This is a genomic window from Collinsella sp. AM29-10AC, assembly GCF_003469085.1.
Lineage (GTDB): Bacteria > Actinomycetota > Coriobacteriia > Coriobacteriales > Coriobacteriaceae > Collinsella.
This window is the reverse complement of the sequence record NZ_QSKB01000009.1, coordinates 46,047-66,223: the sequence shown is the minus strand read 5'-3', so window position 1 is coordinate 66,223 and position 20,177 is coordinate 46,047. Positions and strand designations below refer to the sequence as shown.

The 20,177-nt window shown below is 57.7% G+C and carries 19 protein-coding genes; 2 read left to right on the top strand and 17 right to left on the bottom strand.

Annotated features, from left to right (window positions below):
- Positions 1-3: 3 nt before the first annotated feature.
- The 3 genes from ettA to DW754_RS04425 form a co-directional block, all read right to left on the bottom strand.
- Entirely contained in the window at positions 4-1,683 is a 1,680-nt protein-coding gene (gene ettA, locus DW754_RS04435) for an energy-dependent translational throttle protein EttA (protein WP_055251458.1), read from the bottom strand.
- Positions 1,684-1,867: 184 nt separating this feature from the next.
- The gene (locus DW754_RS04430; protein WP_117758548.1) at positions 1,868-2,572 is read right to left on the bottom strand and encodes an SdpI family protein; all 705 of its coding nucleotides are present in this window, start codon (positions 2,570-2,572) and stop codon (positions 1,868-1,870) included.
- Positions 2,565-2,843: an autorepressor SdpR family transcription factor gene (locus DW754_RS04425; RefSeq protein ID WP_022094448.1), complete on the bottom strand. Its 279-nt coding sequence runs from the start codon at positions 2,841-2,843 to the stop codon at positions 2,565-2,567. Before DW754_RS04425 ends, DW754_RS04430 begins: the two co-directional genes overlap by 8 nt.
- Positions 2,844-3,303: 460 nt before the next feature.
- Between DW754_RS04425 and DW754_RS04420 the strand changes: the two genes are divergently transcribed.
- Both DW754_RS04420 and DW754_RS04415 read left to right on the top strand, forming a co-directional pair.
- Positions 3,304-4,095, top strand: coding sequence for a ThiF family adenylyltransferase (locus DW754_RS04420; protein ID WP_369831455.1), 792 nt, complete (start codon positions 3,304-3,306; stop codon positions 4,093-4,095).
- 14 nt (positions 4,096-4,109) lie between these two features.
- The gene (locus tag DW754_RS04415; RefSeq protein WP_117629758.1) at positions 4,110-4,892 is read left to right on the top strand and encodes a TatD family hydrolase; all 783 of its coding nucleotides are present in this window, start codon (positions 4,110-4,112) and stop codon (positions 4,890-4,892) included.
- 79 nt (positions 4,893-4,971) lie between these two features.
- On the opposite strand, the gene DW754_RS04410 is transcribed toward DW754_RS04415, so the two are convergent.
- The 14 genes from DW754_RS04410 to pgi form a co-directional block, all read right to left on the bottom strand.
- Complete coding sequence (locus DW754_RS04410) at positions 4,972-6,489, bottom strand: FGGY-family carbohydrate kinase (RefSeq protein WP_117758549.1); 1,518 nt, start codon at positions 6,487-6,489, stop codon at positions 4,972-4,974.
- Between the two features lie 6 nt (positions 6,490-6,495).
- A complete protein-coding gene (locus DW754_RS04405; RefSeq protein ID WP_233503156.1) occupies positions 6,496-7,305 on the bottom strand; it encodes a BtpA/SgcQ family protein in 810 nt (269 codons plus the stop codon).
- 33 nt (positions 7,306-7,338) lie between these two features.
- On the bottom strand, positions 7,339-7,767 hold the full coding sequence (locus DW754_RS04400) for a secondary thiamine-phosphate synthase enzyme YjbQ (RefSeq protein ID WP_006234356.1): 429 nt from the start codon (positions 7,765-7,767) through the stop codon (positions 7,339-7,341).
- Positions 7,768-7,769: 2 nt separating this feature from the next.
- On the bottom strand, positions 7,770-8,630 hold the full coding sequence (locus DW754_RS04395; RefSeq protein WP_233508867.1) for an amidohydrolase family protein: 861 nt from the start codon (positions 8,628-8,630) through the stop codon (positions 7,770-7,772).
- Positions 8,631-8,657: 27 nt separating this feature from the next.
- Positions 8,658-9,458 (bottom strand): fructoselysine 6-kinase, encoded by an 801-nt coding sequence (gene frlD / locus DW754_RS04390; RefSeq protein ID WP_117637477.1) that lies wholly within the window; start codon positions 9,456-9,458, stop codon positions 8,658-8,660.
- Positions 9,459-9,579: 121 nt separating this feature from the next.
- A complete protein-coding gene (locus DW754_RS04385) occupies positions 9,580-10,443 on the bottom strand; it encodes a PfkB family carbohydrate kinase (RefSeq protein ID WP_117716562.1) in 864 nt (287 codons plus the stop codon).
- Positions 10,444-10,457: 14 nt separating this feature from the next.
- On the bottom strand, positions 10,458-11,426 hold the full coding sequence (locus tag DW754_RS04380; RefSeq protein ID WP_022094440.1) for an SIS domain-containing protein: 969 nt from the start codon (positions 11,424-11,426) through the stop codon (positions 10,458-10,460).
- Positions 11,427-11,488: 62 nt separating this feature from the next.
- Entirely contained in the window at positions 11,489-12,340 is an 852-nt protein-coding gene (locus DW754_RS04375) for a sugar phosphate isomerase/epimerase (protein ID WP_117629752.1), read from the bottom strand.
- 1 nt (position 12,341) lies between these two features.
- Positions 12,342-13,925 carry an amidohydrolase gene (locus tag DW754_RS04370; RefSeq protein ID WP_117716560.1) on the bottom strand — a complete coding sequence of 528 codons (1,584 nt, stop codon included), beginning with the start codon at positions 13,923-13,925 and terminating at the stop codon, positions 12,342-12,344.
- Between the two features lie 9 nt (positions 13,926-13,934).
- Positions 13,935-15,398 (bottom strand): YfcC family protein, encoded by a 1,464-nt coding sequence (locus tag DW754_RS04365; RefSeq protein WP_117716559.1) that lies wholly within the window; start codon positions 15,396-15,398, stop codon positions 13,935-13,937.
- A gap of 218 nt (positions 15,399-15,616) precedes the next feature.
- Positions 15,617-16,360, bottom strand: coding sequence for a GntR family transcriptional regulator (locus DW754_RS04360; RefSeq protein ID WP_117716558.1), 744 nt, complete (start codon positions 16,358-16,360; stop codon positions 15,617-15,619).
- Positions 16,361-16,510: 150 nt separating this feature from the next.
- Entirely contained in the window at positions 16,511-17,170 is a 660-nt protein-coding gene (locus DW754_RS04355; protein ID WP_316242585.1) for an HAD family phosphatase, read from the bottom strand.
- Positions 17,171-17,233: 63 nt separating this feature from the next.
- The gene (locus DW754_RS04350) at positions 17,234-18,076 is read right to left on the bottom strand and encodes a Cof-type HAD-IIB family hydrolase (protein ID WP_187361818.1); all 843 of its coding nucleotides are present in this window, start codon (positions 18,074-18,076) and stop codon (positions 17,234-17,236) included.
- A 237-nt stretch (positions 18,077-18,313) separates the two neighbouring features.
- Positions 18,314-20,008 (bottom strand): glucose-6-phosphate isomerase, encoded by a 1,695-nt coding sequence (gene pgi / locus DW754_RS04345; RefSeq protein WP_117637472.1) that lies wholly within the window; start codon positions 20,006-20,008, stop codon positions 18,314-18,316.
- Between the last annotated feature and the right edge of the window lie 169 nt (positions 20,009-20,177).

Here is a 20,177-nt window from a genome sequence, read left to right as displayed (position 1 = left end):
CTACTAGTCACGCGTGAGCTTGCGGTGAATACGATGCGGCTGGGCTGCGTCCTCGCCCAGGCGCTCGATGCGGTTGGCCTGATAGGCCTCGAAATTGCCCTCGAACCAATACCAGTTGCCCGGATTCTCGTCGGTGCCCTCCCACGCCAGAATGTGCGTGGCAACGCGGTCCAGGAACATACGATCGTGGCTAATGACCACCGAGCAGCCCGGGAACTCGAGCAGCGCCGCTTCGAGCGAGGAAAGCGTCTCGACGTCGAGGTCGTTCGTGGGCTCGTCGAGGAGCAGCAGGTTGCCGCCCTGCTTGAGCGTAAGCGCCAGGTTCAGACGGTTGCGCTCGCCGCCGGAGAGCACGCCAGCGCGCTTCTGCTGGTCCTGGCCCTTAAAGCCAAAGCTCGCCACATAAGCGCGGCTCGGAACCTCGGTCTCGCCGACCATCATGTGGTCCAGGCCATCCGAGACGACCTCCCACAGGTTCTTGTCGGGGTCGATGCCGGAACGGTTCTGGTCGACGTAAGAAATCTTGACGGTCTCGCCCACCTCGAGCTCGCCCGAAGTCAGCGGCTCCAGGCCCACAATCGTCTTGAACAGCGTGGTCTTACCGACACCGTTGGGGCCGATAACGCCCACAATGCCGTTGCGCGGCAGGGTGAACGAAAGGTCATCGATGAGCACGCGGCCATCGAACTCCTTGTGCAGGTGATGGGCCTCGAGCACCTTGTTGCCCAGACGCGGGCCCACAGGGATGCGGATGTCGGTCCAGTCGAGCTTCTGGCTGGCGCGGGCCTCGGCCTCCATCTCCTCGTAGCGAGCCAGACGGGCCTTGTTCTTGGCCTGACGAGCCTTGGGCGAGCTGCGTACCCACTCGAGCTCGGCCTCCATGCGCTTGGCGAGCTTGGCATCGCGGTTGCCCTGCGCCTCGATACGGGCGGCCTTGGTCTCCAGATACGTGGAGTAGTTGCCCTTGTAGGGATAAAGGTGGCCGCGGTCGACCTCGCAGATCCACTCGGCGACGTTATCCAGGAAGTAGCGATCGTGCGTGACGGCAAGCACCGCGCCCTGGTAGTTGTGCAGGAAGTGCTCGAGCCACAGGATCGACTCAGCGTCTAGGTGGTTTGTGGGCTCGTCGAGCAGCAGCAGGTCGGGAGCCTCGAGCAGCAGCTTGCACAGGGCCACGCGACGGCGCTCGCCGCCGGAAAGCACGTTGACCGGCATGTCGGAATCGGGCAGCTGCAGGGCGTCCATGGCCTGGCCGAGCTTGGAATCGATATCCCAGCCATCGGCGGCATCGATCTCGTCCTGAAGCTTGCCCATCTCGGCCATGAGGGCGTCCATGTCGCAATCCGGGTCGCACATTTCCTCGCCGATCTTGTTGAAGCGATCGACCTTGGCGATCATGTCGCCAAACGCCATGCGCACGTTCTCGATGACGGTCTTGTCGTCATCGAGCGGCGGCTCCTGCTGCAGGATGCCCACGGTGTAGCCGGGGGTAAGCCTGGCATCGCCGTTGGAGACTTCCTCGATACCGGCCATGATCTTGAGCAGGGTCGACTTACCCATGCCGTTGGGACCCACAACGCCGATCTTAGCACCGGGATAGAAGCTCAGGGTCACGTCGTCAAGAATCACCTTGTCGCCATGGGCCTTGCGAGCCTGATACATCTGGTAGATAAACTCCGCCATTTGCCTGTTTTATCCTTTCTACCTGCTGTTTCCCTATTCTTGATTCGCTTTAGTGGAAACAAAATGAGGAAACCAGCTCTGAAACTTAACGAAAAAGGGGCATGGTTGCCCACACCCCCTAATACTACCTGGGAAAAGTCCCTCTTAACACACTATGAACTGCGTACGCTAGTTTTCCGCAACCTTAGCGAGCGGCTCGCTGCGATTTGCGCCACAGCAGATACGAATAGACGTAGGCAGCTCCAGCTGAACCAAACGCCAGAACCGCAATCACCGCAGCGACGACTTCACTCGAAAGCACGCTACCCGCCACGCCCATCACAATCAAACCAACACCCAGCACCATAAAGCAGGCGCCGCCAAAGCGCTGCGTGCGTCGCCAGTTTTCGGGGTCGGCAAGCGCCCAAGGTGTCTTGATACCGAGCGTATAGTTCTGCTTCACACGCGGCAAGTAGTTGCCTACGCCGATGAACAGCAAACCGACAACACCGGAAATCAGCACGTTAACCGAACCGACCGCCGGCACCACGCCCCAGACCGTAAGCTCACCCAACCAGCTTATGGCACACATGAACAAGGTGAAGGCGATTACGAAGCCCTGATAGAACTTGCCCGAGGTCCGATACGCCTCACCTTTGGGGTCGATGCGCGGCACCACGCAGAACATTGCGAGAAGCGCCAGAGGCAGCACGCCGAGCGCGGAGGCCATCCAGCTAGGACCCCAACCGTCGACGGCGCCGTTCGCGCCCCAGTGCGTGGGAATCTGCGCAGGCAAGCTCGGCATCACCATGAGGTGCGCTACGACATTGGCGACGCACAGAGCGACCAGCGCAACCCACACGCGCGACGATACCCCCGTGGGGTGAATGCCCTTGTTTTCGTTATTCATCCTTATCACCTTCAGTGTTTGTAAAGCCCATAAACCAGCCAATTAAATCCTGCATGACGGTGGTGTTTAAGCTGTATACGATGTTTTGGCCATGGCGCTCGTCGGTCACCAACCCGGCGTTTTTGAGCGTCGCCAAGTGATGGCTCAGCGACGGCTTACTGATATCGAAATGCTCGGCAAGCTCCCCCGCCGTGCAATTGCCTTCGCGCAGCAACTCCAAAATGCGCCGTCGCGTTGGATCGGCAAGCGCCTTAAAACCCTCTCCCGGCATAAGACCTCCTCTCATCATCTCTCATGACGTGCACACTATACTCGATATTTAGATGTTTGTCTAATTATCTAATTTGATACTAAGTATAGAACATGCGTTCGTTTTTAGATACAATGGGCCAAGAAGCAGATGGGTCAGCTCCCTCTTACCAAGAAGGAGATGGACTATGAGTATTAACGATGTCCTGACGTTGTTGTTGCTTGTAATCGCGGCCGTGGAGCTCGGCATCCACATTGGGGGTCGAATGAAATAGCCGCCTCCGCGTAATGCGAAGACGGCCACTTCTCACGCCATAAACGTGTTTCGGAGTTGGCTAACCCGCGGCAACGGGTGCCATCTGCTTCATCTTATGCGAATCACCGCCTCATTTCAACAAGCCCCTAGGGCTCAAATGGAATCGCGATAATACCTATAATGGTGATAGCTAAAACACGATTCGCTTCCCCATCGGAGGATGTCTATGACCGAAACCGCCGCTCTCGTCGAGACACGCGACACCAAACTCGAGATCATCATGGGCCGTGAGGCACTCGATAGACTCGCCAACGCCACGGTGCTGGTGCTCGGCTGCGGAGGCGTGGGCTCCAACTGCTGCGAGGCACTTGTCCGCGGCGGCATCGGTCATTTTGTGATTCTGGACAAGGATATCGTCGCGCCCAGCAACATCAATCGACAGGCCATCGCCTTTCACAGCACCGTCGGCAAGCGCAAGGTTGACGTGATGGAAGCCATGATCCACGACATCAATCCCGCCGCCAGCGTTATCAAGCGCACCGAATACCTGCTGAGCGACAACATCGACGAGTTCTTCGCGGGCGTTTTGGAGCAGACGGGTGGCAAGCTCGACTACGTCGTCGACGCCATCGACACCATCTCGGCCAAGCTCACCATTGCCAAATATGCTCAGGACCATGACATCCGTTTGGTTAGCTCCATGGGCGGGGCCAACAAACTCCATCCCGAGTGCCTCCGCTTTGCCGACATCTTCGATACGGTACGTGACCCCATGAGCCGCATTATGCGCAAAGAATGTAAGAAGCGCGGAATCAAGAGCCTACACGTACTGTTTAGCTGCGAGGAATCGGTTAAGACACAGCCCCGCGATCCTTCCAACATCCACGAGCGCACCGAGCTGGGAACCGCCAGCTTTATGCCGCCCATCATGGGCCAGATGATCGCCGGCGAGGTTATCCGTCAGATCAGTGGCCGCGGCACCGAGCGCGTGCGCGCCGATGGCCAGCGCCTAGACTAGCGGAGCGCGCCGAGATGGAGCCCCGGTTATTTGATGCACACTGCCATCTTGATCTAATGGCTCACCCGGACGCCGTTGCCGATGAGGCAACGGCGCTGGGCCTGATTCTATTTGACTGCGGCGTCGATCCGCACGACTTTGCACGCGCCAAGAAGCGCGCCTGCGGCCGTTCAAATATCTTTGCCGGCATCGGCCTCCATCCCTGGTGGCTCGCCGACGGACGATGTGGCAACGCTGAAATCAATCTGCTTTGCGAAGTCGCTGCACAAGAACGCTTGATCGGCGAGGTCGGGCTCGACTTTTCCGCTCGTTTTGCCGGAAGCGAGTCGCTACAAGTACAGGCATTTGACCGGCTCTGCGATGCACTCGTGCAGCACCCTCTTGCCGGGCGCGTGATATCAATTCACGCTGTTCGTTCGGCAGGAACCGTACTGGACGCCCTTGAGTCATATGGATTGCTCACCCCAAGCCCCAACTCCCCCGCCGTCATCTTTCACTGGTTTAGCGGTACCTCGAACGAGTTCGTCCGTGCGCGAAACGCAGGCTGCTATTTTTCCGTGAACGAGCGTATGCTCGCCACCAAGCGCGGTCGCGAATATGCCCGACAGATTCCACTCGACCGTCTACTGCTCGAGACCGATGCGCCGGCCGAACCAAACACAGAAACAAGTGTGCAATCGCTCATCAGATCGCTCGCAAGGACCTCGATGCACATTGCCTCACTCAAAAACTGTGACGCAAAGCGCATCGAGTCGGTAGTTTTAGCAAATGCGCACTCTGTTTTTGACCTTCGCTAACCCCTGTGGGCAAAAATGCCAAGGGACATGCGAATCGCACAACGCAGTCCCTATTGGCAGGCAGTACAATTCGGCAGCATTACACCAATTCGTGCATGAGATCACGGTTGCGTGCATACAATTCGTCAAAGATATGACGACGCGACGCATATAGCTCGTGGGCATCCATATCGGGCACGATTGTTTGTGCAACGCCAAGGACTTGGGCGAGTTCATCCCATGATGCATAGGCGCCACCTGCGAGAGCTGCCATGATGGCATCACCGAAGCATGCGCCCACCGTAACCTTGGCAACCGAGACCTCGCGCCCGCATACGTCGGCGATAGCCTGCATCCAAACTGGATTCTTGGTTCCACCTCCGACAAGCATAATGCGCCCAATTGGCAGTCCATGCTCTCGCTCGATAATGTCGACATGGGATGCAACGGTATACGCGACGCCTTCCAAGGCGGCGCGAACCATATGGGCTCGCGTATGCCTTCCGGTCAGGCCAAAGAAGACGCCACGTGCCTCGGGATCGTTGAGCGGAGTACGCTCCCCCGCAAAGTACGGCAGGCACAGGAGCCCATCGGCACCCGGCGCCACATCGGCGGCATCATGCGCCATGACCGAATATGCATCGGGGCCACCGTGGCCCTCGGCCTCCACGGCGTCGCGATACAGCTCTTGGCGCAGCCACGATGTGAGTGCACCCGCCGTATTGGTCCCCGCGCAGATCCCGTAAGTTCCGGGAATGATAAACGTCCCTGGCCACAGGCGGGCATCATCGACCATATGATCAGCTAGGTAGATGAAATACGCCGTGCTCCCCAACTGAACCATCATATCGCCGGGACGAAATACACCCGTCGAAATGGCCTCGGCACCAGAGTCGCCCGTTCCCACTAAGACAGGTGTCCCTGCCGCGAGCCCTGTCGCCTCAGCCGCGCGCTGCGTAATCGCCCCGGCAATATCGGTAGCCGACATTACCTCCGCCATCTGGTCAGGCCGGCAGAAACGAGCACATTCCCGAGCATCAACCCTCCAAGTGTAGCGGTCGTATAGGGGAAGAAAATCCTCCGCCAAGTAACGGTCCACCGTAAAACGCCCCGTCAACTTTGCGCATAGAAACGATGATGCCGTCAGGAACTTCGCGGCACGTTCGTGCACCTCGGGCATTTTCTCCTTAAACCATAAGATCTTAGGAGCAATATCTGATGAGCAGGGATCGTGCCCGAAAAGTTCGCGTGCGCGACCTGACCCATATTCGGAAAGGAGCTCGTCAATCTGCGGCTTCGAACGTGCATCGACTCCATACAAAATCGCGGGCGCCAGCGCGTTGCACTCGGTATCGACCGGCACACAGTCGCAACCCAATGCGGAAAGGCCCACGCATCCGATCTGCGCCGCGTTAACCCCCGATCGCATCACCAGCTCGCGCGACAAGCGGCAAAAATCGCCCCACCAAACTGCCTCAGCATCATGCTGGTACCATCCATCACACGGGTTGTCCGTCTCATGTCCACAAGAGGCTTGGCAAACGATGTTGCATCGATCATCGATTAAGACGCCTTTAGAGGCGCTTGTCCCAATATCAATACCCAGATAGAGCGCCATAGGTGCCTACTCCCCTCGCGCCGTACGAGCGGCAGCCATAAAACGAACCACCCGCTCAACATCAATCGGGGCATCCAGCTTTCCGTCGCGCTTTAAGCACGTGCCGACAAACGCGCCATCGTAGTGAGCAAATACGTCAGCCACGGTATTTTCGCGACAACCGGTGCCACATACCACGGGCACTTCGCCAACACGCTCGCGGACCTCGTCGGCAAGCTCGCCCGAAGCGCCACGACCGGCAGCCGAACCGCCGATGACCATCGCATCCGGTAGGCAATTAAAGAGAAGTGAATCGGCAATGTCCGCGGTCGTGCGGTCGTTGAGATAAACCTCGCCCTCGCTCGTGATGAAGTGAAAAAGCTTGAGGTCGTCCAAGCGCAGCGCCGCCTTGCGACGCATGGTGTGAGCGAAATCTCGGTTAATCAGCCCGAGATCACCGGCCCAGGCACCGCAAAAATTGCAGCGCGTGAACTGCGCGTCGACGGCAGCGCACAGCTCGATTGTGGCATCACCATCGTAAATTGCCTCAGCTCCCCAAGGAGTCGACAGATCATGGGACAGAGCCCCGATTACATAGCCCATCGATGCAAGGGTTGAGGGAGAAACATGCTGCTCATAGGGCATCGAGAGCTCATTGGTAATCAAAATGCCATCGACACCGCCCTGCTGCAACGCCTCGAGATCGCGCTTGGCGGCTTCCACGACCTGCGATACGCTTCCGCCCGGGTAATACAGCGGATCGCCCGGCAGAGGACGCAGGTGCAGCATTCCGATAACCGGCTTTTCGTTCTTGAACATCGAAGTTAGAAACGACATAACGTGCTCCTTCATAGGGTTATTGCAGGGACGTTACTCCCCCAGCACCTCGACGTACACTTTTCGCTTCTGCGGACCGTCAAACTCCGCAAGATAGATGTTCTGGGCACTTCCGCACACGATGTGGCCATCTTGGACGGGAAAGAAGCAACTGTTTCCACAAATCATGCTCTTGATATGCCCACAGGAGTTGTTACCGGTGGCTCCATAGCTCGGCAGGAAGTGTGCATGCGCATAGGGGGCATCGAGTGGGGCGATGCGATCAAGCGTCTCCATAAGATCCGTCTCCACGCAGGGCAGCCCCTCGTTTACCACGATTCCGCAGGTCGTATGCGACAAAATAATCGCCGCCAAGCCATTGGTCACCGAGCTGCGTTCGATGGCAGCGTGCACGTCCTCGGTAATATCGATGAACTGGTCCGGAGCAGTCGATAGATAGCTCAATGTCTCGAGCGTCACCATGTTCACTCATCCCCTTCAAGAAAACGCAGGGCATTACCCCAGTAGAGCCTTTCTCGCGCATCATCGCGCATGGGCACGGTATCGAGCGCCCGCTTGAGTTTGAATGCACGGAAGCGCGGCGTATTGCTGGCGAACATCACTTGGTGCGATAGCGCGCGCTCATACCACAGCGGCCCCATATCGACCGTGAAAAGACGCTGCATCATCTCCTCGGGCGAATCGATGTAAGTGATAGAGGTGTCCGCGTAGCAGTTGGGATACTTGAGCAGCATCGCCACGGTCTCGCGCACCCAGGGCCAGCCAAAATGGGTCAAACTAAAACGCACATTTGGATGCGTTGCGATTGTGTGCTCAAATGCAAGCGGGTTACTGCGCGAGAGCTCTGCGCCCGGCTCCCAAGACATACCGGCATGGAAAACCACCGGCTTGTTATAGCGCTCGCACAGTTCGTAAAGCGGCTCGGCCACAGCATCATCGGGGGCAAAACCCTGCTTTGCAGGATGCAGGCAAAGCCCCTTTGCCCCCAACTCGGTAAAGGCGCGCTCCAATTCGTCTGCGGCACCGCTCACCTGCGGGTCTACGCTCGCAAATCCCCACAGACGATCGGGATGTGCGGCAACCAGCATGGCAATCTGGTCATTGGTGCCAAAGTGCCCTCCGCATGCCGTGGTTACATCGAGCGGCATGAGCACGCTCTTCTGCACATCGCAGACGTCCATCTCGACTTGAAGCTCATCCCAATCCATGGGGCCCATATGCCCCATACCAAATTCTCGTGACCAAAAACCGAATCCATCAGGCTCATCACCCGGCGTACAGATCTCGCCGTAGAGCATAGGATGGACCAACATGTCGATAACCATTTCGTACTCCTTTCCAGGCATTTGACCCTAGTACGGCTCAAACGAACCGATCACTCGGGACGACAGCTCAGCGCCCGCCTTCATACACGCCGGAATATCAAGGCCATCGATCACGCCCTTGGTAAACCCGGCGATATACGAGTCGCCGGCACCCACGGTATTAACGACCTTCTCCGCCGGCACGATCCCGCACTCATAGAAGCGCTCACCGTCATAGGCAATGCTTCCCTTCTCGCCAAGCGTGGCAACCGCAACGCGCGGCCCCAATTCCTGCGCGTGACGTACCCAGTCCCGCAGCTCCGGAGTGTCATCTTCAAACGACATAAATGCGTAGTCAACGTAGGGAAAATGATTCTCGCAGGCATATTCGGGATCCTGGCTGAACACCGAGAAGTCCATAACCACCGTCTTGCCCGCATCATGCCACTCGGGCAGGAGGTCCAAACAATTGCCAAACAGGTCGGTATGAATGATGTCATGCTCTAGGATAAACGCCCGGTCATCTTCATTCGGACGATATGTCTCCATTACGCCATCGATTGCCTCGAGATGCACGCGATCGACGCCGTCTTTCAATGCCATGAGCATCACCGAGGTGTCGCCATCCTCCACCCGCAGATGAGAGATATCAAACCCCTCGGCGGCCAGCGCCTCTCTCATCTTGTCTCCGTACTCGTCCTTGCCGACAACCGACACGGCGGATACCGAAACGCCCATTCGTGCAAGATGGATACCCCAGTCAATGCCATTACCAGTCGGATAGAACACGCCGATGTTTTGATAGACGTCCGCACAGCAAAAACCAGCCGCACACGCTTTAATACCCATGGTCTTCTCCAATGTTCAAAAGGGGACCCACCACATGGCGAGCCCCCTTTTCGCGTTTCGCTTATTGTTTTGCATCGGCTGTCCAAGGCCTCATAGCCAGACCGCCGTACGCTTTCTTAAGCTATTCGACGATTGGTGCTCCGTGGCCCCAAGAACCTTCCATGCCGCACACGGTCGAGGCAAACCCGGCAGCAAAGTCGAGCGCGCGCTCGATGGCCTCGGCGCCACCCTCACCACGCTTGGCGGAATCGAGATAGCACATCAAAAACGAGGTGAGGAACGAGTCGCCCGCCCCCATGGTGTCCTTCATGTCCGTTACCGGTTTAGCCAGCTGGCGGTAATAACGCTCGCCGTCGTAAGCGATGCAGCCCTCGGCGCCCGCCGTAGCCGACACAAAACGCGGACCCAGATCCTTCACCCATGCCAGACGCTCGCGAATCTCGTCCTCACTCGCGGCATCCGCCGCACTAAAGAAAGCAAAATCGACATAGGGCGCAATCTGCTCGTAGTACTCGTCGGTGGAGTCGTCCGAAAAGTCAAAAGAGACCGTGACGCCCGCAGCCTTCAACTTGGGCAGCTCGCGCTCGGTGAAGCAATAGTTGCCCGAATGAACCACATCGAACTGCTTCATGTACGAAAGGTCAAAGCGATCGAGAACATAGCGCGCATCGCCACGGATACCGCCCTCGTTGGAGCCGAGGAAGACACGGTCACCGTCAACGACGGTCACGCGAGCCGCTCCGTTCTCGCCAATCATCTGCTCGCACTTGTCAAGCTCGATACCCTCATCCTCGAGGCTTGTAATGACATGCTCGGCAGCGGCGTCATTGCCAAAAATGCCCATGTATGCAGAGCGTGCGGCACCGCATTTCTTGGCATAAACGGCGAAGTTCACCGCATTGCCGCCGGGATACATGGTGTGGATATGCTCGTAGCGATCGACGACGTTGTCGCCAAATCCGAGCGCGTTAACGTTAAATGCCATGGCCTTTGCCCCTTCTAGTACTCGACAACACCCATATAGCGACGGAAATCGGGATCGTGATCAAACACCTTGCCGCGTGCAGCACGCAGCTCGCAGTTCATGGCGTAGAACAGCACCGGGTCCAGATAGGCACGGACGCTCGCCGGCACGGCTTCCATACCGTACTCCTTGGCATCGAGCACCATCAGCGTATCGGTATGCGTCTTAAGGAACGCAAGGGCGCGCTCGTCCATGGCACGGCACTCGCTGGAGCCCATCTGCAGGAAGTAAAAAACGCCATCCTGAGTAGCCTCGAAGGGGCCGTGGAAGTACTCGGCAGAGTGGATGTAGCTGCAGTGCTGCCACTGCATCTCCATAAGAGAGCAGATAGCGAAACCGTAGGTCTGGCTAAAGTTGGGACCGCTGCCCAGAATGTAGAAGAACTCGTGCTCCTGGCAAAGCTTGGCAAAACGATCGCCTAGCTCGGCATTTACCTTCTCACGTGCCGGGGGAAGAATCTTATCCATCTCGGCGATACCGGCATACATATCGGCAAGATCGGCGTAGCCCTCCTGCTGATCGAGCAGCTCGGCCGCAAGCGACAGCGAAATGCCAGCGGGGACCTCGGCCTGCGGCACGCCCTCGCCCCACGGGTAGACCCACGTGGTCCACTTGCCGGAGTCAATCTTGGATCCAGCGTTGTCGGTCTGGGCGATCACCGTAGCGCCGGCAGCAAGGGCAATCTCACAGCCCTCGACGACCTCGGGGGTGTTGCCACTGTGGCTGCAAGCAATGACCAGGGATTTCTCACCCAAGCGGCGCGGGCGCATGATATCAAACTCGCGAGCCGTATAGATATACGAAGTGAAGGTGGTTGCCTCGCGCTGCAGAAGCTCATGAGCCGGGATCAAATCGATCATGGAGCCACCGCAAGCAATCCAGTAGACGCTGTCGAACTTGCCCTTCTCGGCAATTGCCTCTTTGATCAGATCGTGTGCGTTCATATCCAGTTCCTTTCTTGTTTGGTCCGCAATCAATGACGTTGGCTGCGTGGCCGATAGTTGGTTTAGTCAATCAGATATTTCTCGAATGCGGCCATGTTCTTGGCATCTGCCGCCGCCGGGTCATCGTAGTAACGCCCGTCCGTGATTTCCTGGCCCAGCATGCCATCGAAACCATGGGCATTAAGCGTAGCGACGAAGGCGTCCATATCGTGCTTGCCATCGCCCCACACCAGATGGCCATACGGGTCACCGTCGATAAAGTGCATCTCGTGAATTGCCCCATCACCAAAGGCGGCAAACCAGTCCTCGAGCGTCTCGCCCGCAACGCCCATCGCGGTTGTATCAACCATGGGCTGTAAGTACGGGCTCGCGACCTCGTCAATCATGCGCTTCGCATCGGAAACCGTCGTTACAAGGTTGCTCTCCTCGGGACGCAGGCTTTCCATCGTAAGCACCAGACCGTGCTCACCGGCATACTCCGCCAGAATGGACAAGTGCTCGCGGCTGCGCTTCCAGGCTTCCTCGCGGTCCTCGTCCCAGTCGCCCCAGCCCGAGTTGACGGACATACGGTCGCACCCAAGTACCTCGGCAAGCTCAATGCCGTGCTTAAAGTACGCCAGGCTGCGCTGTTCATGCAGCGGTTTGCGTGCGCAGTACTGCCAAGGATAGACAACATTCTCGGGGCACAGAGTACGATACCTAAGCCCACGGTCTGCAGCCTTTTTCGCCAGGACCTCAGCCTCAAAGTAGCCCGTGTGGTCGAGCGTCACATGCGGCTCCGCACACCACAGCTCAATGGACTCAAAGCCCAAACGCTGCTGCACATCAAGGAAGTAATCGAGCGACCACATGATGTAGTGGATATTCATGCCCGCAATCTGTTCGCGGCGCAGCGTCGGTTTGGATTCAGACATCTTATGCCTCCTTATTTCGATCGAACACGATTTGTCCGTCCGACATCGTCATATCAACCGAAAGATCGCGTGCGTCGCGATAATCGAGGTCGAACACATCCCGATCGAGCACGCAGATATCGGCAAGCTTGCCGACCTCAAGCGTACCCAGTTCGTCTTCGCGCATCAGATCGTACGCGCCCCCGGCAGTCCAAGCACGCAAGAGCTCGACAAGCGTCAGCGCGTTGGCCTCATTCACGGGCAGCCCATCGTCGAAGTATCCACCGCACGCGCTGTAGATTGACTCGCCCAGGCTCGGAATCAGCAGTGGCAAATCCGTACCACAGCACACCGTGCATCCGGAATCTTCCATGCCGCGGCGATTCCAGCTGTGCAAAAGTCGCGTCTCGCCAATTTGTCGACGCATCATCGACAGGCAATCCTCGCGCCGGTCCAGCGTCAAAATCTGCGGATAGACCTCGCAAATTCCACCTAACTTGCCAAACTCGACAAGATCGGTCGGATCAGAGTTCTCGAGATCGGTAATCGCATGGCGGCGAAGCAACCGTCCATGCTCGTCTCGAGGCAGCGAGGCATAGAGCGCCACGGTGCGACGAACGGCGCCATCGCCCTGGCAATGCAAGGAATATCGGAAGCCGTCAGCATCAATTGCGCGCAGCTCGTTCTCAATCAGATCCCACTCGGGCTCCTCGACAACCGTCTTGCCGGCAGCTCCCGCATCGGCCGTGTCCTCATAGGGGTCAATCATCTCGGCAAGCCCCGCCCATACGCCGCGATCGGTCATACGGTTGAAGCCAGAAAAACGAACGAACGGTCCCCGAAAGCGCTCTCGTGCCTCGCGAGCATACGACAGATTTGCACCGGCACCCACCGGCTGCGACATCATAGAGACGCGAACCGTCAGCTCACCAGATTCTTCACGGCGAGCCATTTCGTCGGCAAAACCGTAGTAGTCATCAAACGCCATCTCCTTGATGGCGGTAACGCCGCGCTCGTTAAGCATGCTCATGTAGTCCGAATACCCCGCACGTACCTCGGGCAGCGCGAGGAAATCGCTCATCATGCGCCAGATCTTCTCGGCATAGCACGCCTGGGGTGTGAAGCCGTATCGCGCACTGGCGGCAGCATTGAGAACGCAGGTCTCCGCACCCGGTGTAAAGCAGACGACAGGGATATCGCCAAAACAATCGTCAAACACAGCCGCCGTATTTGCGTTCTCGGCATCCGATGCCAACGTTTCGGGTAGGTTGTGGCCAAAAGCCGCCGCGCAATCCGGATGATCTTCTTTCCATGCACGCAAGAGCGACACGGCCTCTTTGGCATCAGCGATGCCGGACAGATCAGGCCCCAACGTCCGCAGCGCCCAGCCTGTATAGAAGGTATGCACATCGATCAGGCCAGGCATGACGGTGCGGTCGCCCAGGTCAACTACCTCGTCCGCCTGGGTCAAATACGAAGCTAGCTCACACTTGGTGCCAACAGCCTCAATTCGATTGCCACGGACCGCTACGAAACCTTCAAACGGCAGGTCCCCCGTACCGGTAAAGACGCTCTTAGACGTCAGGACCGTCAAACGATCAGACATCACAACCACCTACGCCGGAAGCATGCCAGAAATTGCCGTTACGATCAGGCCAAAGACGACCATGAAGATGAAGAACTTCCAAATGGTCTTCCACCATTGGCCAAACGAAATCTTAGCCACGCCAAGGCCGGCAACCGTCATGCCCGCCACGGGACTGATGGTGTTGATGGTCTGGTTGGCAAACTGGAGCGCGGTAACGGCCGCCTCGGGATTGAGGCCCATGAGCTCGGTCAGGGGGCCCATAACGGGCATGGTGAGTGCCGCCAGGCCAGAACTCGAGGGAACCAGCAAAGAGAGCAGGCCAAGGACGATATACATAAACGTGGTGTAGACGGCGGCGGGCGCACCGGCGAGCGCAGTAGCGAGCGCCTGGAGGATGGTGTCGATGATCATGCCGCCCTCGGCGATGACCAGAATACCGCGAGCGATACCGATAACGATGGCGGCGTACGCAAAGTCGGCGAGACCTTTAACGAACTCCTCAGCAATCGTCTGCTGGTCAAGACCGCCCAGGATACCGGCAAGCAAGCCCATGCCAAGGAACACGGCGGAAATCTCATTCATGTACCAACCCTGGGTAACAAGACCCCAGACGATAATGCCCATACCGCAAGCAAAATCGATAAGCACGAGCTTCTGACGGGTAGTGAACTCTTCCTCGATGGAGGCATCGGTCACGGAAAACTCGATACGCTTGAGCTTATCGTCCTCGTACGTAATGGACGACTCGGGGTTTTTCTTGACGCGCATGGCGTAGCGCATGGCCCATGCGATACCGACGGCAGTGAAGATGACCCAAGAAACGGCGCGCAGCCACAGTTGCGGATTGCCCTCGATGCCAATGATGCCCTGGGCGATCAAAACATTAAACGGATCGATGGTCGAAGCGCAATATCCCAGGTTAGGACCAAGGAAGCAGATGATGAATGCCGTCATCGAGTCATAACCGATACCCATCATGATGGGAATGAAGATGGCATAGAACGGCAGGGCTTCCTCAGACATACCAAACGTGGTGCCGCAAATGGACAGCAACGTCATCGTGATGGGAATGATGAGGATGTCCTTGTTCTTGAGCTTTTTAATCACGCGGCTCATGCCGGCATTCAAAGCGTTGGTCTTGGTGATGATTGCGAACGACCCGCCAATCAATAAGACGAACGCAACGACGTCGGCAGCCTCCTGGATGCCCTTAGTGGGCGCTTGCAGGACCGCGAAGATATCCTGCCCCAGATTGATGGTCTCGCCGGTCTCGGAATCGGTGTAGTTCTTATCGACCTGTTCATAGGTTCCAGCAACGGCGACTTCACGCTCGCCCGCCGCTGTCGAAATCGTCTTGCGCTGATACTGACCAGAGGGAACGATCCAAGTCAAGACCGCAAAGACAACGATCAGCAAGAACATGATCGTATAGACATGCGGTAATTTGAACTTAAAACGTCTGTTTGTCTTCTTCGCCTTCGTATCTGACATAGATACCTCCAAAGAACTCGAGACTGCATCGCATCTCGCTTCAACGTTTGCACAAGGCAAACGTTCTATGACGTTCTATAGGTTACCAGCAGCTTTTCTCGCCATCAAGATAATTTCAAACTGATTGCCGCAACGCGGTTGAACGGTTGCGTTTGCGCCGTGAACGGTATGGAAACGCCCGGTGAGATGATCCACCGGGCGCTTTCATACGCAATGTCCTAGATGTCAAAAACGTAGCGAGACCCAACGATCCGCTGACGACCGATGATAAACGGCCGCCGCTGCTCATCGAAAAAGAAGGCTTCCATATAAAACAAGGGTTCGCCAACGGGAACTGCCAACAACCGAGCGACCTCGGGCGACGCACACGCGATCTCAAGCGTGCATGGGTCGGTAAACGCGGGCGTGCGGCCCGTCAGGTTGCGCACGAACTCAAAAATGGATTGGTTAGATAGAGGTGCCGTTGATAGATAGGCGTTGTCCTCGTAAACATATATGTTGTTCTCGAGCATGACAGGGACGCCATCGGCAGTACGCACGCGCTCAACGCAGATCAAGTCAGTTCCAACGGGAACACCAAAGAACTGTGCTTCGGTGGAATCCGCCGGCAGCATCTTTCTCGAAATGACACGCGCCCCCGGTTCCATTCCGTTAACGCGGCATGCGTCCGAAAAACTCTGGACGTCATCCTTCTGGCGAATCTTGCGCTTGAGCTTGGGGGCATTGACAAACGTGCCTTTCCCCTGTCGCTTCGTTAGATAGCCCTGTTGGACGAGCTCCTCAATAGCGCGTCGCACGGTAACGCGGCCAACTTTATAGCTCTCAGCCAATTCGAATTCGTTGGGTATCCGCGCACCTGCCTTGTAGGCACCGGAGTTGATTTCGTTTTTGATGATATCGATAACCTGTTGGTACAGCGGTATCGCTGCTTTACCGTCAGTTAGCCCTTCAGTCGGTGGCATATACCCTCTCCAAGCACAATTAAGCCTAAAACGGACTTAGGGGCATTCAACAAGTCCTTAAGCCCGCATTAGCTTAAAGTATGCTAGGTGTCGCACCAAAATGTCGGCTATTTACTCATCAGACCCGAAAAACGCGCAACTACCGCGCTCCTAAGAAAGCTCAAGCAGTTCCGGCAGCTGGTCGATGATCTTGTCCGCAGCATCCTGGCTAAAGCCAAACCGCTCCTCGCGCTTGGCGATTACCGTCAGACCCGCTCGCTTGCCGGCAGTGATGCCAGGCACCGAATCCTCAACGCAGCAGCAACGGACCGCAGGCAGCCCCAACAGGTCCAGCGCATGCAGGTAGATGTCGGGCTCGGGCTTGCTCTCCTTAAACTGCTCGCCGCTCACCACGTACTCAAAGGCATCCGACAGACCACATGCATCGAGTACTTCCTCGATGCTGTCCATGGGAGACGAGCTCGCCAGCGCCACGCGAACGCCGCGGCGCGGCAACTCTCGAATCGTATCCACAGCGCCCGGGTTAATCAAAGCCTGGTAGTCACGCGGACGCTTATGCGCCCACTCGTCCCAACGGGCCAATGCCTCCTCGCCAGTGAAGTGCCCTTTACCGGCGCGCTCAAACCAATCGACTAGCATATGCAGGAAGAACTGATGTGAGGTACCAACCTGCCCGTTCAACTCCTCTTGGGTCAGATTCAACCCAAGCTCCTTGGCAAACGCGGCAGTCTCCCCCAGGTAGTAATACTCGGTATCGACAATGACGCCGTCCATGTCAAAGATAACGGCGTCGAACGGAAATGCGGACACGGCACCCTCCCTAACAAAAGGGCGCCCGCAAGCGGACGCCCGAACCATGCACTATCGGCGATTCTAACCCAGCAGCTGGTCAAGTGCTACCGCGATACCGTCTTCGTTGTTGTTGGCGGTCACCATCTGGGCCACGGCCTTGACTTCATCGACAGCGTTACCCATGGCGACGCCGGTACCAGCCCACTCGATCATAGACTTGTCGTTCTGGCCGTCGCCAAACGATACGACCTCGCTGGCATCGATGCCGAGCTTGGGCAGGGCACCCTCGAGCGCACGGGCCTTATCGATACCGGGCGCCGTGTACTCAAAGTACCAGTCGGCCGTAAACATGCCCGAAAGCGTCTGCTTAAAGGGCGCATACATCTCCTCGTAATGCGCCTGCAGGTAGGCCGGATCGCCCGCCGTCAGCAGCTTGTCCACGGGATAAGTGTCCACGACCTCATGCAGGCTCTCGACCTCGCGAATCTTAAGGTCGCACGCATCGCGCTCGTATTTGACGATGTTTTTCTGCGAGCCGTCAGGCAGCGTGATCATGCAATGGTACGAGTCCTCGACGTGCAAATCGCGACCGAGCGAGATGATGGGGATCACGTCAAAATTACGCAGGTGATCAATCAGGCGATGCAATTCGTCGGCAGGCATAGCCTGATCGAACAGCACCTCGTCGGTCTGAGCATCGACGACGTGCGCGCCATTAAAGGCAACTAGCAGACCATCATGGTTCTGAAGGTCGAGCTCCTGCGCCAAGGCATGCAGCCCCCATGCGGGACGACCCGAAGCCAAGATAAGCTTAATGCCCGACTCCTGCGCCGCGAGCAGTTTCTCGCGCGTACGCGGGCTGATGACCTTTTGGTCGTTGGTGAGCGTACCGTCGATATCCATTGCGATGGCTTTGATTGCCATATATGCCTCCCTGACATTGAACAACCTTGTCTGAGCCATCATACAGAACACCCACGGCGGCGTTGTTTGCAACGGGAAAAATGTCATATTGTCCCAAACATGAACGGCGCGCCTTCGACGATTGCGATGCCCGTCGAGGCGCCTCCCGATACATTCCATCCTATCCAAATAGCAAAGGGCCCGCATCCCAACGGATACGGGCCCTTGTCGGCTATGCGTTAGTTTTCGCAGCGAATCCTACTTGCGGTGAGCTCGGTAGAACTCGATGAGCGCCTGGGTCGAAGCGTCCTGTTCGGCCTTGGCGGCGTCGTCGTGGAAGGCCGGGGTGATCTGCTTGGCAAGCTGCTTGCCAAGCTCGACGCCCCACTGGTCGTAGGAGTCGATGCCCCAGACCGTGCCCTCGACAAACGTGATGTGCTCGTACAGGGCGATGAGCTCACCAAGCGCGAACGGGGTCAGCGTGTCGCCAAAAATCGAGGTCGTCGGACGGTTGCCCTCAAAGCAGCGGGCCGGGACGATCTGCTCGGGCGTGCCCTCGGCACGCACCTCATCGGCCGTCTTACCAAAGGCGAGCGCCTTGGTCTGGGCCAGGAAGTTGCCCAGGAACAGCTCGTGCACGTCCTGACCGCTGTCGGTCGCAGGGTTGGCGGTATTGGCAAAGGCGATGAAATCGGCCGGGACCACCACGGTGCCCTGGTGCAGCAGCTGGTAGAAGGCGTGCTGACCGTTGGTGCCGGGCTCGCCCCAGAAGATCTCGCCGGTATCGGAGGTCACAGCGCTGCCGTCCCAGCGGACATGCTTGCCGTTGGACTCCATGGTGAGCTGCTGCAGGTAGGCCGGGAAACGGTGCAGATACTGGCAGTACGGAAGCACGGCGTGGCTCTTGGAACCGAAGAAGTTGACGTACCAGACGTTGAACAAACCCATCAGCGCGACGGCATTGTTCTCGAGCGGCGTGTTGCAGAAGTACTCGTCGATGGCGTGGAAGCCCTCAAGGAACTGCTGGAAACGCTCGGGGCCGAGCACGACGATCAGCGACAGGCCCACGGCGGAGTCGACGGAGTAGCGGCCGCCGACCCAGTTCCAGAAACCAAAGGCGTTAGCCGGGTCGATACCGAAAGCCTCGACCTTCTCGAGTGCGGTGGAAACGGCGACGAAGTGCTTTGCCACAGCCTCGGCGTTCTGCTCATCGGAGCCATCGATGGCGCCCTGAGCCTTGAGCTGCTCGAGCATCCAGGTCTTGACCTCGCGGGCGTTGGTGAGGGTCTCGAGCGTGGTGAAGGTCTTAGAGACGATGATCACGAGCGTGGTCTCGGGATCCAAACCCTTGAGCTTCTCGGCCTGGTCGTTGGGGTCGATGTTGGAGATATAGCGGCAGTCGATACCGGCGTCGGCATAGGGACGCAGGGCCTCGTAAGCCATGACCGGGCCCAGATCGGAGCCGCCGATGCCGATGGACACCAGGTGCTCAATCTTCTTGCCGGTAACGCCCTTCCACTCACCGGAGCGCACGCGCTCGGCGAAGGCATACATGCGATCGAGGACCTCGTGCACGTCGGCGACGACATCCTGGCCGTCGACGATAAGCTGGCCTTTCTCGCTTGCCGGACGGCGCAGCGCGGTGTGCAGGACGGCGCGGTCCTCGGTGGTGTTGATGTGCTCGCCGGAGAACATGGCGTCGCGGCGCTCCTCGAGCTTCACCTCGCGGGCAAGATCGCACAGCAGCTTGACGGTCTCATCGGTCACCAGGTTCTTGGACAGATCGAAGTGAAGGTCGCCGGCGTCAAAGCTCAGCTTGTTCACGCGGTCGGCGTCAGCGGCGAACCAGGCCTTGAGGTCGATACCCTCGGCCTCGAGCTTCTCCTGATGAGCCTCGAGCGCCTTCCAAGCGGCGGTCGACGTAGCGTCGATAGGTGCGGCAACAGTTGCCATAAAGTCCTCCTCAGCATACGGGCGCAAGCCTCCATGCGCCCGGATAATCAGATAGTCCTATTCTAGCGCAGGTCAAGACTACAATCAGCGAGCGTTGCCAATCCGCCCCCCCAACGGCAACCGACCAAAAAGGGACAGGTTTATTTTGGCAGGTCAAACGCTTTACCAA